At 68.0% G+C, this 15,966-nt stretch carries 14 protein-coding genes; 12 read left to right on the forward strand and 2 right to left on the reverse strand.

Annotated features, from left to right (window positions below):
- Positions 1-8: 8 nt before the first annotated feature.
- Genes JOD62_RS05070 through JOD62_RS05080 form a run of 3 tightly spaced genes read left to right on the forward strand, consistent with a single transcriptional unit; the run spans position 9 to position 2,988 of the window.
- Positions 9-662, forward strand: coding sequence for an RraA family protein (locus tag JOD62_RS05070; protein WP_204938235.1), 654 nt, complete (start codon positions 9-11; stop codon positions 660-662).
- The gene (locus JOD62_RS05075; RefSeq protein WP_204938236.1) at positions 659-1,327 is read left to right on the forward strand and encodes an RraA family protein; all 669 of its coding nucleotides are present in this window, start codon (positions 659-661) and stop codon (positions 1,325-1,327) included. Before JOD62_RS05070 ends, JOD62_RS05075 begins: the two co-directional genes overlap by 4 nt.
- On the forward strand, positions 1,324-2,988 hold the full coding sequence (locus JOD62_RS05080; protein ID WP_204938237.1) for an FAD-dependent oxidoreductase: 1,665 nt from the start codon (positions 1,324-1,326) through the stop codon (positions 2,986-2,988). The genes JOD62_RS05075 and JOD62_RS05080 overlap by 4 nt, the downstream gene beginning before the upstream one ends.
- 159 nt (positions 2,989-3,147) lie before the next feature.
- Here JOD62_RS05080 and JOD62_RS05085 read toward each other — a convergent pair whose 3' ends face one another.
- Together JOD62_RS05085 and JOD62_RS05090 are read right to left on the reverse strand one after the other, a co-directional pair.
- Positions 3,148-4,536 carry an aldehyde dehydrogenase family protein gene (locus tag JOD62_RS05085; protein WP_204938238.1) on the reverse strand — a complete coding sequence of 463 codons (1,389 nt, stop codon included), beginning with the start codon at positions 4,534-4,536 and terminating at the stop codon, positions 3,148-3,150.
- Positions 4,537-4,645: 109 nt separating this feature from the next.
- On the reverse strand, positions 4,646-5,827 hold the full coding sequence (locus JOD62_RS05090) for a PucR family transcriptional regulator (RefSeq protein WP_204938239.1): 1,182 nt from the start codon (positions 5,825-5,827) through the stop codon (positions 4,646-4,648).
- 142 nt (positions 5,828-5,969) lie between these two features.
- Between JOD62_RS05090 and JOD62_RS05095 the strand changes: the two genes are divergently transcribed.
- From JOD62_RS05095 to JOD62_RS05135, 9 genes are all read left to right on the forward strand, one after another.
- A complete protein-coding gene (locus tag JOD62_RS05095; protein WP_204938240.1) occupies positions 5,970-7,580 on the forward strand; it encodes a thiamine pyrophosphate-binding protein in 1,611 nt (536 codons plus the stop codon).
- Positions 7,581-7,710: 130 nt separating this feature from the next.
- The gene (locus tag JOD62_RS05100; RefSeq protein WP_204938241.1) at positions 7,711-8,388 is read left to right on the forward strand and encodes a FadR/GntR family transcriptional regulator; all 678 of its coding nucleotides are present in this window, start codon (positions 7,711-7,713) and stop codon (positions 8,386-8,388) included.
- Between the two features lie 123 nt (positions 8,389-8,511).
- Entirely contained in the window at positions 8,512-9,561 is a 1,050-nt protein-coding gene (locus JOD62_RS05105; protein ID WP_204938242.1) for a pyridoxal phosphate-dependent aminotransferase, read from the forward strand.
- Between the two features lie 281 nt (positions 9,562-9,842).
- Positions 9,843-11,606: an ABC transporter permease gene (locus JOD62_RS05110; RefSeq protein WP_204938243.1), complete on the forward strand. Its 1,764-nt coding sequence runs from the start codon at positions 9,843-9,845 to the stop codon at positions 11,604-11,606.
- Positions 11,607-11,628: 22 nt separating this feature from the next.
- Entirely contained in the window at positions 11,629-12,759 is a 1,131-nt protein-coding gene (locus JOD62_RS05115; protein WP_204938244.1) for an ABC transporter substrate-binding protein, read from the forward strand.
- 36 nt (positions 12,760-12,795) lie between these two features.
- Entirely contained in the window at positions 12,796-13,953 is a 1,158-nt protein-coding gene (locus tag JOD62_RS05120; RefSeq protein ID WP_204938245.1) for an ABC transporter ATP-binding protein, read from the forward strand.
- 29 nt (positions 13,954-13,982) lie between these two features.
- Positions 13,983-15,248, forward strand: coding sequence for an amidohydrolase family protein (locus tag JOD62_RS05125; RefSeq protein ID WP_204938246.1), 1,266 nt, complete (start codon positions 13,983-13,985; stop codon positions 15,246-15,248).
- 1 nt (position 15,249) lies between these two features.
- Positions 15,250-15,561: a hypothetical protein gene (locus tag JOD62_RS05130; RefSeq protein ID WP_204938247.1), complete on the forward strand. Its 312-nt coding sequence runs from the start codon at positions 15,250-15,252 to the stop codon at positions 15,559-15,561.
- Positions 15,558-15,941 (forward strand): Rieske (2Fe-2S) protein, encoded by a 384-nt coding sequence (locus tag JOD62_RS05135; RefSeq protein WP_204938248.1) that lies wholly within the window; start codon positions 15,558-15,560, stop codon positions 15,939-15,941. Before JOD62_RS05130 ends, JOD62_RS05135 begins: the two co-directional genes overlap by 4 nt.
- The last annotated feature ends 25 nt before the right edge of the window (positions 15,942-15,966 follow it).

Below are 15,966 nucleotides of genomic sequence, written 5' to 3' on the forward strand. Positions count from 1 at the left end.
GCATCACCATGAACGACACCCTGCTCGAGCGCTTCGGCGCCCTCGGCACCGCCACCGTCTCCGACGCCCTCGACAAGCACGGCCGCCCCGGCAGCCTGCTCGGCATCGCCCCGCTCGCCGACGACCAGCACATGGTCGGACGCGCCTTCACCGTCCGCTACGTGAGCGCGCAGGTTCCGGCGGGCACGGTCGGCGACTTCATCGACCAGGTCGAGCCGGGCCAGGTCGTCGTCCTCGACAACGACGGCCGCGTCGACTGCACCGTGTGGGGAGACATCCTCACCGCCGTCGCCCACCACCGCGGGATCGCCGGCACCGTTATCGAGGGCGTCTGCCGCGATACGCACCGCGCCCTCTCGGTCGGTTACCCGATCTTCAGCCGCGGACGCTTCATGCGCACCGGCAAAGACCGCGTCGAGGTCGCAGAAGAGCAGGGCCCCGTCACGATCGGCGGCGTCACTGTTCGCCCCGGTGACATTCTCCTCGGCGACTCCGACGGCGTCGTCGCGATCCCGCAGGACCTTGAGAACGAGATCCTTGAGACCGCGGAGATGATCCACGCCCGCGAGGAGTCGATCGTCGAGGCCGCGCTGAACGGCGCGACGATTGCCGAGGCACGCGCACAGTTCGGCTACCACGACCTGCAGCGGGCCGACGCATGAGCGAGGTCAGCATCCAGAACGAGGTCGACGAGCTTCTCCGCCTCGGCAGTGCAACGCTCTACGAGGCATCCGGCCTGGACTGCTTCCTCGACGCCGCCTTCCGCCCCTCCTGGGAGGGCGCGACCATCGTCGGACGGGCGTTCCCCGTCTCGGCGCAGATCGGCGACAACCTGGCCCTCCACCACGGCATCGCCGAGGCCGGCGAGGGCGATGTGCTCATCGTCGACGGCGGCGGGGCGCGCTTCGGCTACTGGGGCGAGGTCATGACCGTGGCAGCGCAGGCCCGGGGCATCCGCGGTCTCATCATCGACGGCGGCGTCCGTGACACCGCGCAGATGGCCGCCCTGGACTTTCCCGCTTTCAGCACGTCGATCTCGATCCGGGGCACCATCAAGCAGTGGCCGGGAACCGTCGGCCTGCCGGTGACGCTCCGCGGCCGTGTGATCCGCCGCGGTGACATCGTCGTCGCGGACCGCGACGGCGTCGCCATCTTCCCCGCTCGCGCCTACGGCCGCGTCCTCGACGCCGCCCGCCAGCGCGCCGAGAAGGAAGAGGTCTACATGGAGCGTCTGCGAGGCGGCGAGACCACTCTCGACGCCTACGGCTTCCGCCACCTCGGTGAGCCGCTGCGCGACACAGACGAAGTGGAGGCGATCGCACGATGACCGCCACAGCGTACGACGCCGACGTCCTCATCGTCGGCGCGGGCCCGGTCGGGCTCGTCGCCGCACTCGACCTCAGCGCCCGCGGCATCTCGACGATCGTGGTCGAGGAGCGTGAGTTCCTCGAGCCGCCGAACGTGAAGTGCAACCACGTCGCATCGCGCACCATGGAGGCCTTCCGCCGTCTCGGCCTCGCCGCGGAGGTACGGGCATCCGGTCTCCCGAGCGATTACCCGCAGGATGTCGCCTTCCGCACGTCGCTCACGGGCCCTGAGCTCTCGCGCATCCCGATCCCGGCGAGCGGCGAGCGCTACACCTCGACGGTGGGCCCGGACACGACGTGGCAGACGCCCGAACCGCCGCAGCGGATCAATCAGACCTTCCTCGAGCCGATTCTCGCCCGTCACGCGGCGGCGGCACCCGGGGTGACGCTGCTGAACCGCACGAGCTTCGTGTCGGTGTCGCAGGACGCGGACTCCGCGGCCATCGTCGTGACCGACCTCGACGGCACGAACGAGCGCACCCTGCGCGGGCGCTACGTGATCGGCGCGGACGGCGGACGCTCGCAGGTCCGCAAGCAGATCGGCTCGAAGCTCAGCGGCGATCCGGTGCTGCAGAACGTGCAATCCACCTGCATCCGCTCCGCCGAGCTGTACGGCCTGATGTCCGCCGCCGAGCCGCGCGCCTGGGGCTACTACACCTCGAACCCGCGCCGTTCCGGTCACGTCTATGCGATCGACGGCAAAGAGGTGTTCCTCGTGCACACCTACCTCTCGCCGGAGGAGGCCGAGAACGACTCGGTTGATCGGGATGCCGCGATCCGGGCGATCCTCGGCGTCGACGCCGACTTCTCCTACGAGGTGATCTCGAAGGAGGACTGGGTCGCACGTCGTCTGCTCGCCGACCGCTTCCGCAAGGACCGCGTCTTCATCGCCGGCGACGCCACCCACCTGTGGGTGCCGTTCGCGGGCTTCGGCATGAACGCGGGCATCGCGGATGTGCTGAACCTCACCTGGCTGCTCGGCGCGCACCTCAATGGCTGGGCGGATGCCTCGATCCTCGACGCGTACGAGGCCGAGCGTCGCCCGATCACCGAGCAGGTCTCGCACTTCGCGATGAACCACCAGCAGAAGCTCGCGAAGCCCTCACTGCCGGAGAACCTGGAAGAGGACTCCCCCGAGGGCGCGGCCGCGCGCCGCGCCTACGGCGAGGCCATGTACGCGCTCAACGTGCCGCAGTTCGCCGCGCAGGGCCTCAACTACGGCTACGCGTACAACGACTCGCCGATCATCGCGTACGACGGGGTGGAAGCGCCGGGCTACTCGATGGGCGAGTACACGCCGTCGACGGTTCCCGGATGCCGGGCACCGCACTTCGTGCTCGCGGACGGCACCTCGGTGTACGACCAGTTCACGGCAGGGTACACGGCCATCGCGACCCCGGGAGCCGACACGGAGGCGCTGGTGGCGACGGCTGCTGAGCGGGGCATCCCGTTCCGCGTCATCGAGGTCGAGCCCTCGCTGCTGCCCGAGGCCTACACGCAGCCGATCACGATCGTGCGCCAGGACCAGCAGGTCGCCTGGCGCGGAGTCGGCGCGGATGCCGCTGAAGCCGCCGAACTCTGGGAGCTGCTGCGCGGCGCGCGCGTCGCGGTCTCTGCCTGACGAGGCGTACACAACTCCTCCAGAAACAGCACCACAGCGAAGGGTGCCCGCGGAATTCCGCGGGCACCCTTCGTGCGTCTCTCCGTTGTGGAGGAGTTATGAACGCAGAAGGGGCGAGCCTCCCCCGAAGCTCGCCCCTTCTGTGTTCGTCCGCGCAGATCAGCGGCGGATGACCTTGGTGGCCGCCATGGCCTTGAGACCTTCGACACCGAACTCGAGGCCGTAGCCCGACGCCTTGGTGCCGCCGAAGGGAATGGAGGGGTCGACGCCGCCGTGCTGGTTGATCCAGACCGTGCCGGCCTCCAGACGCGCGGCCACCTCGACGGCGGCATCCGCATCCGGACCCCAGACCGAGGCGCCCAGCCCCTGCTCGAGACCGTTCGCTCGACGCACCGCATCGTCGACATCGCTGTACTTGATGACGGGCAGAACCGGACCGAACTGCTCCTCATCGACGATCGCAGCGCCGTCTTCGACGTCGGCGATGATCGTCGGACGGTAGAACAGCGGACCGAGGTCGGCGGCAGGCTCCCCGCCCGCGGCGATGCGCGCACCGCGCTCGCGAGCGTCGTCGACGAGACGGGAGACGATCGCGAACTGGTCGGGGTTCTGCACCGGTCCGAGGCGGTTGGTCTTGTCGTGACCTGAGCCCATGGGCGCGGCGTCGGCCCGCGCTGCGAGGGCGGCGACCATCGGCTCGTACACCGACTCGTGCACGTAGACCCGCTTCAGTGCGGCGCACACCTGCCCCGTGTTCATGAACGCGCCCCAGAAGAGCTTGTCGGCGATGGCGTCGACATCGGTGCCCGGCAGGACGATTCCGGCGTCGTTGCCGCCGAGTTCCAGGGTGAGGCGTGCGAGGTTGTTCGCCGAGCTCTCGACGATGCGGCGGCCGGTCGCGGTCGATCCCGTGAACACGATCTTCGCGATGTCGGGGTGTGCGGCGAGCGCAGCACCCACCTCACGGTCGCCGGAGATCGCCGTGATGACGCCCTCGGGCAGGTGCCGGCGGAAGATCTCGACGAGGGCGAGCACGCTCAGCGGTGTGTACTCGGACGGCTTGATGACGACGGTGTTGCCCATGCGCAGTGCGGGGGCGATGTGCCAGACGCCGATCATGACTGGGAAGTTCCATGGACCGATGGAAGCCACGACGCCGAGCGGCACATAGTGCAGCTCGGAACGGGAGTCACCGTCCTGCGCGAGCACCTGCGGTTCCAACGCGATATCGGCCGCGGCGCGCAGCCAGTGCGCGGCGCCGTGGGCCTCGCCTTCGCCGCCGACCTTGCCCTGTTCGTGGGTGATGATCTCGCCGAGCTCCACCGCACTCGCATCGATGTCGTCGGCGATCAGGCGCAGCAGGCGCGAGCGCTCCGCGTGGCCGAGCGCGGCCCATGCGGGCTGTGCAGCCTGCGCTGCGGCGACGGCGGCGTTGAGTTCCTCGACGGTCTGGATCGGCGCGTGGCCGATGACCTCTCGGGTCGCGGCGTCGAGGATCGGACGCCCGCGATCGGCATCGACCGAGACGGATGACAGGAGTGCGTTCATGGGATTCCCTCCGCAGGCGTGGGCTCGGCATCAGCGCCGGCCAGATCACATCAATTCAATATAGTCAATTATTCGGCAGTGCTCTACCGCGAGCGAGCGGATGCTGCGCTCAGCGCAGGCCGGCCAGCGTCGCGATGCGCAGCGCCGTGTGCAGCTCTCGCCGCACCGCCCCGTCAGAGAGGTCGACCTCGGCGATCGCGCGCACGCGATCCAGGCGGTAGTAGAGCGTGCTGCGGTGCACGTGCAGCTGCTGCGCCGTGCGCTGTGCATCACAGCCGTAGTCGAGATACGCCTCCAGCGTCTGGGCGAGATCCGGACCCGACTGCGCCGTCAGCAGACGCTGCAGAGAGACCGGAAGGTCCCCGACGGCAAGATCCGCGAGCGGCAGCTGCAGCAGCATCCGATCCAGGCCCAGCTCATCCCAGAGCGCCACGCCCGCGTGCGCGGGATCGACCACCGCACCGCGCGCCGCGATCCGTGCCTCCCGCAGCGAGCGATACGCGTCCGTGAGCGGCGCATGCGCCCCTCCGACACCCGCGCGCAGCCCCGAGAACGCCTGGACCTCGAGCAGCGCACCGAGCTTGCTCGCGTCGATCTCGTAGGGCACGACGAGCACGGCCTCACCCTCGATGACCGCACCGACAGCCTTGAGCGACGGAAAGACGGGGATCATGACGAGCGCGCGATCGAGCACGAGGCGCATGGTCGCGGCGCTCGACTCCGCGACGGACGGCGGCTGGATGGAGATGACCGTGTAGTGCGGCACGGGTGCGATGAGCGCCGCGGTGAGCAGCTCATCCGCGGCGCGGGCACGCTGCCCCTCATCCCCCGTGAGCAGTCCCGTCACGAGGCGCAGGCTGCGGTCCTCGTCCTCGCGGATTCCGAGCGCCATGGCGGCCAGGATCACACCGATCTGCACCCGCCCCTCACGGGTCGCGTCATTGTCGAGCACGGCGTCCTCATCGACATCCGGGTGCAGCAGATCCTCCGGAATCGTCGAGGAGATGTATCCGACGAGGTGGCCCTCATGGCGCACGGGTGCGACCTGACGGGCCTGACCGCCGTTGATCGGAGGGATGCGCACCGGACCCTCGGCATAGCCGACGCGGTACTTGCGGATGGACTCCTTCGCACGCGAGGAGCCCTTGTGCGACAGGATGATCGCGAGCCGGGCGTGGTCGACGTCGCGATCATGCACGCTGAAGGCGACGACGTTGAGATCGACGTCGAAAACGATGATCGGCCGCCCCAGTTGGTCGGCGTAGGCCTGAACATGCCCTTCGAGATTCATCGATCACACCTCTCTATGACGCGCCGGCGCATCGGACTCCAGTCTAACGGCGGCCTCATCGCCGCCCGTTCCGCTGCGGTTGCACCCACGTCGCGCATCGGTCTATATTCAATATAGTCAATTACGCGAGAGGTGGCCAACGATGGCACAGATGACAGGCGGCGACGCGCTCACCCAGGCGCTCATCAGCGAGGGCACCGACACGGTCTTCGGCATCCCCGGCGTCCAGCTGGACGGCCTGACCGACGGCATGTACCGCCGCCAGGACGAGGTGCACCTCATGGTGCCGCGCCACGAGCAGAGCACGACCTACATGGCCGACGGCTACCACCGCGTGACCGGCAAGCCCGGCGTCGCGATGGTCGTCCCCGGCCCGGGTGTCCTCAACGCCGGCGCCGGCATGTCCACCGCCTACGCCTGCAGCTCGCAGGTCATGCTGCTGGCCGGCACGATCCCCTCCACCTTCGTCGGCAAGGGCTACGGAGCCCTGCACGAGATCCCCAAGCAGACCGAGACCATCGAGGGCCTCACCAAGTGGACGGCACGTCCCACGCGCGTGGAGGAGATCCCCGAGCTCGTGCACGAGGGCTTCCGCCAGATGCGCACCGGCCGCCCCCGCCCCGTCGCGCTGGAGCTGGGACCGGACATCCTGCACGCCGTCGCTGACCTCGAGATCGGCGAGCCCTTCGCCGTCGCCGAGCCGGTCGCCCCGGAGGACAAGGTCACCGAGATCGTGCAGCTGCTCGCCGCGAGCAACCGCCCGGTCATCCACGTCGGCGGCGGTGTCAAGGGCCAGAAGGCCTTCGACCTGCTCCCCCGCCTCGCCGAGCTCCTCGACGCCCCCGTCGTCATGAGCGAGAACGGCCGCGGCGCGATCGACGCCCGCGAGCCCCGCGCCCTCCCCGCCTTCGCCCTCCGCGAGCTGCGCAACACCGCCGACGTCGTCCTGTCGTTCGGCACCCGCTTCCTGACGCCCTTCGGCCAGCCGCAGAACATCGGCGACGCGCGTCTCGTGCTCGTGAACATCGACGCGGACGACCTGCGCGCACCGCGCACCCCCGACATCGCCGTCAACGCCGATGCGACGGCCGTCATCGCCGCCCTCGTCGAGCGCCTGGAGCAGCGCGAAGGATGGGGCGCCGAGATCGCTCGCCTCCGCGCCGAGGGCGAAGCCCGCGTCCGTGAGCAGGTCGCGCCGCAGATGGCGTTCGTCGACGCGATCCGCGCCGCCCTGCCGGCCGACGGCATCTTCGTCAACGAGCTCACGCAGATCGGCTACGTCTCGACGTACGGCTACCCGGTGCAGGCGCCGCGCTCGTACGTGTGGCCCGGATACCAGGGCACCCTCGGCTACGCGATGCCCACCGCTCTCGGCGCGGCCGTCGGCGCGGGCGACCGCCCCGTCGTCGTCGTGACCGGCGACGGCGGCATCGGCTGGTCACTCCAGGAGTTCGCGACGGCCAAGAAGTACGGCATCCCGCTCATCACCGTGCTGTTCGAGGACAAGCGCTTCGGCAATGTGTGGCGCATCCAGCGCGACACCTACGGCGGCCGCTTCATCGGCTCGGACCTGGAGAACCCCGACTTCGAGCTGCTCGCGAAGGCCTTCGGCATCGACTTCGCGCTCGCGCAGGACGCGGACGCCGTGCAGCGCGAGATCGGCGCCGCCATCAGCGCCCGTCGCCCGGCGATCATCAAGGTTCCCGTCGACGTCTTCCCGTCGCCGTGGGGCTTCATCCACGAGAAGCACTGATCGCGGAATCCGGGGCGGTTGTGCACATGCAGATCGCCCCGGATGCGACGGAGCGCGGTTCTTCTCTAGGGTAAGAACGCCGCGCTCATGCCGGACGCCTGCAGGAGCGGGCACACACAAGGGGGACGACATGTCGCAGATCGCCACTGCCGCCGTCGCCGTGCAGGTCGCACGCGCGCTGGAGGAAGAGATCACATCGAACGGTTTCAAGCCGGGCCACTTCATCGGTCGCCGACAGGAACTCGCCGCGCGGTTCTCCGTCGCTCCCGCCACCCTCGGCGAGGCGATCCAGCTGCTGCGCTCGCGCGGGATCGTCGATGCAAAGCCGGGCCCGGGCGGCGGCATCTTCGTCTCTGAGCGCTCCCCGTTCGCGCAGCTGAGCGACCACTTGCTCGCGCTGCGCGAAGAGCAGACGACGGCCGAGCAGTGCCTGCGTGTGCTGGACGCCCTGGACGGTGCGGTCCTGCGCGACGCCGTGGACTTCGCGACGGAAGACGACATCACCGACATCGCGCGCTGCGCCGATGAGCTGCAGGCAGCCTGGGGCACGTCGGAGAGCGCCGCGACCATGTGGCGGCTCCACGAGCGGATCGCCCAGACGACGCCGAACGAGCTGCTGCGCGGTCTCTACACGAACCTCGTGAAGTACATCACTGAGGAGCTCGACGACGCCGTCGCTCCGCACACGGAAGAGCGTCTGCACACGCACCTCGACTTCGCGAAAGCCGTCGTGCAGCGCGATCACGAACTCGCGGCATCCGCGATCGCACGCCACACCCACCCCGCATCCGGCGCGGGCGCCCACTGAGCCTGAGCCGCGACCCGCGCTGATCGAGCCAGCCCTGCAGACATGCGGCGCTGGCTCGATGTCGTATCGACTGCTATTGTTCATATTCAATATGAATGATTCTTCCGACCAAGGAGAGAGCGCATGACCATCGAGTTCCGCAGCGTGATCGACGCGATGATGTCCACGCCCAACCGTCCGGCGGGCGCGACGCCGCCGCCGATCCGCCTCTCGCAGAACGAGATGCCGTGGCAGCCCGCCGAGGTGATCACCGCCGCGATGACGCAGGCGATCAGCCAGACGCACCGCTACCCCGACTACCACCGCCTCGCCGCCCGCGAGGCCGTCGCCGCCAGCATGGGCCTCACCGCCGACCGCATCGCGATCGACAACGGCTCGGGCTCGCTGCTGCACGGACTCGCACGCCTCGTCTGCGAACCCGGCGTCAACGGCGTCTACTGCTGGCCGTCCTTCGAGGCCTACCCGGCAGCGCTCGGACTCGCCGGTGCATCCAAGACCCCCGTCGACATCGCCGAGAACGGCGCGATGGACATGGACGCGATGCGCGCCGCCCTCACCGACGAGACGCGCATCGTCTACCTCTGCAACCCGAACAACCCCACCGGCGGCATCGTCGGGGCGGCGGAGATCCGTCGCTTCCTCCAGGACATCCCGTCGAACATCCTCGTGGTGCTCGACGAGGCCTACCGCGAGTTCGTCACCGACGAGCCCGTCGAGGCGACCCTGGCCCTGCTCGACGAGTTCGAGAACCTCGTCATCCTGCGCACGCTGTCCAAGTCCCACGGCCTCGCGGGCATTCGCGCCGGCTACTCGGCATCCTCCCCGCGGATCGCCGAAGCGCTGCGCCGCACCTCGGTCGGCTTCGCGCTCAACAGCATCGCCGAAGCCGCAGTCATCGCGGCCTTCAGCCCGGAGGGCATGGCGGTCGCCGAGGAGCGCATCGCCACGATCGTCGCCGAGCGCGCACGTATCGAGGCCGCCCTCGCCGACGCCGGAGTGTCGTTCCTGCCGAGCCAGTCGAACTTCATTTTCCTGCACGGCGACGCCGCCGACCTCCTGGCCGGATTCGCCGCCCAGGGTGTGCTCGCCCGTCCCTTCCCGAACGCCGGCGGTGCGCGCATCACGGTCGGCCTCCCGGCCGAGAACGACGCCGTGCTGTCCGCCCTCGTCTGATCCGTCTGCGACACTGGATACAAGAGAGCAGGATGCCTCCGCGCATCCTGCTCTCTGCTCTTTCCGCGTTCCTCCACGCACCGAACGAGCTCCTTCCACGTCTGCACGAACCCCCTCCCCACCGTCCATCCGACACCGTGTCGGATCGCGACTCATCGACTTCGGAGCACCCGCCGAAGATCAACGGGGCCTGTGATTCATACGCTGACAACACAACGGACAAAGCGGTTCGTCGCCACTCGACCTGACGGACGCGAACCGCTTGCACGAAGGGATGTGCAGTGACTGCGACCGATTTCGAGCGCGACCAGCGAGCGTCGCTGCGACGCTCCATCACGAGCAAGGTCCTGTGGGGTCTGTTCATCGCCGTGCTGGCCCTGATCTTCATCTACCCGGTGACGATGATCATCCTCGGAACCTTCCGGGACGGCCTCCCCACGAGCCCCGCGCCGTTCACGCTCCAGGGTTTCGTCGACGCCTTCACATCCGAGATGACCTGGACGACGCTCTCGCACTCCTCGATCCTCGTCGTCGTCTGCGGCGCGATCGCCGTGTCCGGCGGTGCCATGTTCGCCTGGGTCGGCGCCAACACGAACGTCCCCGGCCGCAAGTGGCTGACGCCGCTCATGGTCATCAACCTGTTCATTCCGCCGCTGTTCCACACCATGGGCTGGCTCATGCTCGGCAACAAGCAGAACGGTCTGCTGAACCAGCTCGGACAGCTCATCGGCCTTCCCGAGGGCTTCATCAACATCCAGTCCTGGCCGGGCCTGATCATGCTGCTGTCGCTCGGCTACATGCCGTTCGCGTACCTGCTCATGCTCGGCGCGTTCAAGAACCGCGACCAGGCACTGGACGAGGCCGCATCCATCAGCGGCGCGAGCACCATGCGCACGTTCTTCACGATCACGCTGCCGTCGGTCGGACCCGCGATCACCGGAGCCGCACTGCTCATCGCCGTGCTCGTGTTCCAGGCCTTCGACAGCCCCCAGATGATCGGCCGCCAGGCGGGCATCTACGTCTTCTCGACGCAGATCTACCGCTACGTGCGCGACTCCGTCCCGGCCGAGTACACCCGCGCCTTCGCGCTCGCGCTCATCCTGATCATCCTCGTGCTCGTCCTGTTCCTCGTGCAGCGCTCACTGCTCCGCGGCCGCTCGTTCACGACCCTCACCGGCAAGACCTCGCGCCGTGAGCCGCAGGAGCTCGGTCCCGTGCGCTGGGTCTTCACCGCTCTCATCGCGATCTTCATGCTGCTGAACCTCGTGCTTCCGCTCATCGCCATGATCATCGGCAGCATGCAGAAGATCTACGGCGTCATGAACCTCGGTCTCTCGTTCGACAACTACGTCACGATCCTCAGCGACCCGAAGCTCAGCGCGACGCTCACCACGACCGCACAGCTGGCGATCCTCGGCGGATTCGGCTCGATGGCCGTCGCCCTGCTCACGACCTACGTCGTCGCCCGCCGCGGTGGCTTCCTCAAGGCTTACACCTCGTTCGCGGTGTGGATCCCCTGGGCCCTGCCGGGTCTCGTCCTCGCACTCGCGTACATGTTCGCGATCCTCTACATCCCGGCGTTCCGCCCGCTGTACGGCACCGCAGCCCTCATGACGATCGTCCTGATCGTCGCGACGATCCCGGTCTCCAGCCGCATCGCAGAAGGCGCGTTGGCCCAGCTCTCCCCCGAGCTGGAGGAGGCCGGAGCGATCTCAGGCGCCGGCCGCATGCGAGTGCTCGTGAGCATCGTGCTCCGCCTCGTGCTGCCGAGCTTCCTCGCCGGATGGTTCCTCGCGGCGCTGTTCATCATCGGCAACCTCGCGGTTCCGCTGCTGCTCGCACCGCCGAAGGTCACCCCGGTGTCGATGGCCGCCTACGAACTGTTCCTCTCGGGCGAGATGAGCACGGGCGCCGCCCTGTTCATGATCATCCTCGCCGCTGCCACCGTCGTCGTCCTCGTCGGCGCGCTCGCCTTCAAGGTGTTCGCGCGCTGGCAGGCGAAGCGCGGGCATGCCACGACTTCCCTGTCCCACATCGCGTCCTGACAATCACCCAAGGAGAAGAATAATGAAGTTCAATCCAGTAGTACGCACGGCCACTGCGGTCGTCGCGATCGGTGCACTCGCCTCCCTCGCCGCCTGCGCCAGCACGCCGGCAGCTCCCGATGAGCCGGATGCCGGCTCGTCGACCGGCATCGAGATCCCCGGTGCCACCGAGGACCAGGCAGCCAAGTTCAACGAGCTCTATGAGGCCGCCGTCGAATCCGGGAACACCGACATCGTGTTCTACGGCCCCTCGGCGACAACCTCCACCGCACTGCTCAAGGTCTTCACCGACCGCTTCCCCGAGCTCTCGGTGACGCTGAAGGACATGGCCGACGCGCAGATCCTCACCACGATGCAGACCGAGGCCGCCACCGGCCAGCGCGTCGGCGACCTGTGGTGGGGTGGCGACTCGATCCAGGCCGCCATGGAAGCCGACATCTGCACCCCGGTCGACGTCTTCTCCGGCCCCGACGGGTTCACGCCGCCGACCGCGCAGGACGACCGTCTGATCTACTTCGCCTACCGCATGTTCGGATTCGTCTACAACTCCGACAACGTCAAGGCCGCTGACGCACCGAAGGGCTGGAACGACCTGCTCGATTCGGAGTGGAAGGGCCAGATCGCGATGGGCGACCCCAACGCCGGCGCCCTGCGTCACATCTTCACGGGCATGATGCGCCCCGACGGTCACGCCGAGCAGTTCGGTGAGGCCTACGTCGAGAAGCTCGCCGCGCAGGACATCCAGTACGTCGACCCCGAGCGCAACGTCTCGGCCGAGGTCGCCAGCGGCCGCTTCCCTGTCGGTGCCGGAGTGTTCTACGGTTACTACCTCGCACAGAAGGAGAAGGGCGCTCCGCTGGAGTTCGTCTTCCCGCTCGAGGGCGGCGGCAACTTCCTCAGCCGCTCGAGCCTCTGCGTCGCCAAGGACGGCCCCGCCGCCGACGCGACCGAACTGTTCGTGAACTGGATCTTCACGGAGGAGGGCCAGCAGGCTCTCGCCGAGAAGGACTTCTCGTACGGCAACACCCCGACGGCCCCCGGCCCCGAAGGCATGGACTCGCTCGACAAGATCGACAAGCTGCCGTTCGCGAACCCGGACCCGGACTTCAACAAGCCGTACTTCGAGTTCATCGAGAAGACGTTCACGAAGTAATCCTTCACGCACGAACAAGCAGTAAGAGAGCACAGCATGACTGAGGTCCTGGTTTCCGGGCTGACCAAGCAGTACGGCGGAAAGTCGGCACTGCACGGAATCGATCTGAAGATCGCCTCCGGCGAGTTCGTCACCCTGCTCGGCCCTTCGGGCTGCGGCAAGACGACGACTCTGCGTTGCCTCGCCGGTCTGGAACGCCCCACCACAGGCAGGATCACGATGGCCGACCGCGTGGTCGTCGACACGGACAAGAAGGTCTTTGTCCCTGCCGACAAGCGCAAGGTGGGCATGGTGTTCCAGAGCTACGCGCTGTGGCCGCACCTGAGCGTCGCCGAGAATGTGGCGTACCCGCTCAAGGTGGCCCGGCTCGGAAGCCAGGACCGTCAGTCTCGTGTGCAGGAGATGCTGCAGGCCGTCGGCCTCGCGGGCTACGAGAAGCGCCCGGTGACGGCGCTCTCGGGCGGCCAGCAGCAGCGTGTGGCTCTGGCCCGCGCGATGGCCGCCCGCCCGGGCATCATCTTCTACGACGAGCCGCTCTCGAACCTCGACTCGAAGCTGCGCTACCAGATGGGTCAGCAGGTCCGCGCGCTGCACAACCAGTTCGAGACGACCTCGGTGTACGTCACGCACGACCAGGAAGAGGCCATCACGCTCTCGGACCGGATCATCGTGATGAGCGAGGGCAACATCGTGCAGGACGGCGCACCCGCCGACCTGTACGACCGCCCGAAGTCCGCGTACGTCGCCGACTTCATGGGCTTCCAGAACATCCTCCCGGGCACGGTGGAAGCCGTGAACGGCAACGTCGCCGACATCCGCGTCGACGGCACCTCGCTCGTCCTCTCCGGCGTCGCCACCTCGGCCGTACAGGTCGGGGAGCGGGCGGATGTCGCGTTCCGCGCCGCACACGCCCGCATCGACGAGTCCGGCCTCACGGGCGCGGGTCGCCTGGAGGGCGTCGTCGAGCGCACCACGTACCTGGGCAGCGCGGTCAACCTCCTCGTGCGCGCAGACGGCCTCCCGCTGCGCGTGCGCGTCGAGACATCCGACCTCGCGCCCGAACAGATCCCCGCTGCCGGCGACACCCTGCGTCTCGCCGTCAACCCCGCCCGCGCAGTGGTGCTCTCCCACAAGGAGGCCGCCGTCGACGGCTACCTCACCACCATGACCGACGCCATCGTCTCGCCCCGCTGACGCCTGACCCCCTCAGAGAGGAACCCACAATGAGCGAACTCCCCACCCCCCGCTCCGACAGCCCGCAGATTCGCGAGCTGGCCGAGATCGGCGGACGCTCCGACTCCCGCGATGTGCTGGCCCACGCGACGAAGCAGGCCGAGAACGAGTACGACGACTACTTCATCGTCGACATCGACGCGCACGTCTCCGAAGACCACTTCTGGGGTGAGGTCCTCGACCTCATCGACAACGATGTCTGGCGCCAGATCGGTCTGCAGCAGCATGCGGGCTTCGGCGGCAACAACGCTCTCCTCAACATCCAGCCCGGCATGTCGCACCAGAGCGTCGGCGGCCGCATCGGCCACCAGGGCCGCAAGGAGCCCGTCGACGGCGCCGCAGGGCACCCCTTCGTCACGGCCGCACGCCGCGGCATGGACGCGATGGGTCTCGACTACCAGGTGGTGTTCCCGAGCGCGATGCTGCTGCTCGGCATGCACCCGCAGGACGAGGTCGAGGTCGTTCTCGGCCGCGCGTTCAACCGCTGGCTGACCGAGGTCATCCTCCCGCCGAACCCTCGCCTCAAGGGCATGCTCTACCTGCCCTACAACACCCCCGAGGTGTGCGAGGAGCTCGTCGAGAAGTACGCCGACGACCCGGGCATCATCGGCTACACGGTCTGCTCCACGCGCAACAACCCCGTGCACTCGGACGTCTACACGCGCCTGTACAAGCTCATCGAGGACAGCGGCAAGCCGCTCGCCTTCCACTCGGGCTACCACTGGGGCGACCCGTCGTTCGCGCAGCTCAACCGCTTCCTCTCGATGCACGCGCTGTCGTTCACGCACTACAACCAGATCCACGTCACGAACTGGATCATCAACGCGATGCCGGAGCGCTTCCCGAAGCTCAAGATGGTGTGGGTCGAGAGCGGCCTGGCGTGGATCCCGTTCCTCATGCAGCGCCTCGACCACGAGGTCCTCATGCGCCCGAGTGAGGCACCCGGCCTGAAGCGCCTGCCGAGCGAGTACATGAAGGAGATGTGGTACACGACGCAGCCGATGGAGCGCACCAACATGGAGCTGCTCGAGGCGACGTTCAAGTCCTTCAACGCCGAGACGCAGCTGCTGTACTCGTCGGACTGGCCGCACTGGGACTGGGATGCGCCGTCGACCATCACGCGTCTGCCGTTCCTTTCGGAGCAGGCCAAGCGCAACATCCTCGGGCTGAACGCGGCGAAGCTGTTCAACCTGCCCACTGACCGCATGAAGCCTTCGGCCGCCGATGTGCTTCGGGATCGTCCGGGAGTCTCCTGACATGTCTGAAATCACCACCACCTCCCCCGCCGTCGAAGAGCTCGCGGCCGTCGTCGCCCGCCTCGGCGAGCTGACCGCGCAGATCACCGAGGCCGAGCTGGGCGCGCAGGTCGAGGACGAGCAGATCGCCGATGTGCTCTACGCCGCGGCGCGCCTGTTCTCAGCCAAGACCGACCGCGTCGGCAAGATGGCATGGCCGGTTCGTGCCGACGCTCTGAACGCCACCGAGACCGTCGTTCTGGTCACGGCGCTGCTGGATGCGGCCGACGTGAACCTGTTCGACATGGCCATCTGGTACCGGAGAGCAGAATGAGCGCAACGATCGTCCGCCGCGACATCCGTGTCGCCAGCCTCGCCGATCTGAAGGAACGCGAGCGCATCGTCCTCGATGTCGAGGGCACCGAGCTCGGTCTGTACTTCTACCTGGACGAGGTCCGCGCCTGGTACAACGTCTGCCCCCACCAGGGCGGACCGGTCTGCCAGGGCAAGACGATGGCACGCACGATCCAGCTCGTGCGCGACGACCTCAAGAGCGGTGGCCCCGGCCACCACCCGACGGATCGCAACATCGTGTGCCCGTGGCACGGTTTCGAGTTCAACCTGCTGACGGGGCGCCACACGACGGATGAGACGGTGCGCCTGCGCCCGATCCCGGTCCGTGTGGACGGCGATGACGTGATCGTCACCGTCTGACAGCAGTACGCAGAAGGGGTGCGCC

The organism is Microbacterium keratanolyticum, assembly GCF_016907255.1.
GTDB classification, from domain to species: domain Bacteria; phylum Actinomycetota; class Actinomycetes; order Actinomycetales; family Microbacteriaceae; genus Microbacterium; species Microbacterium keratanolyticum.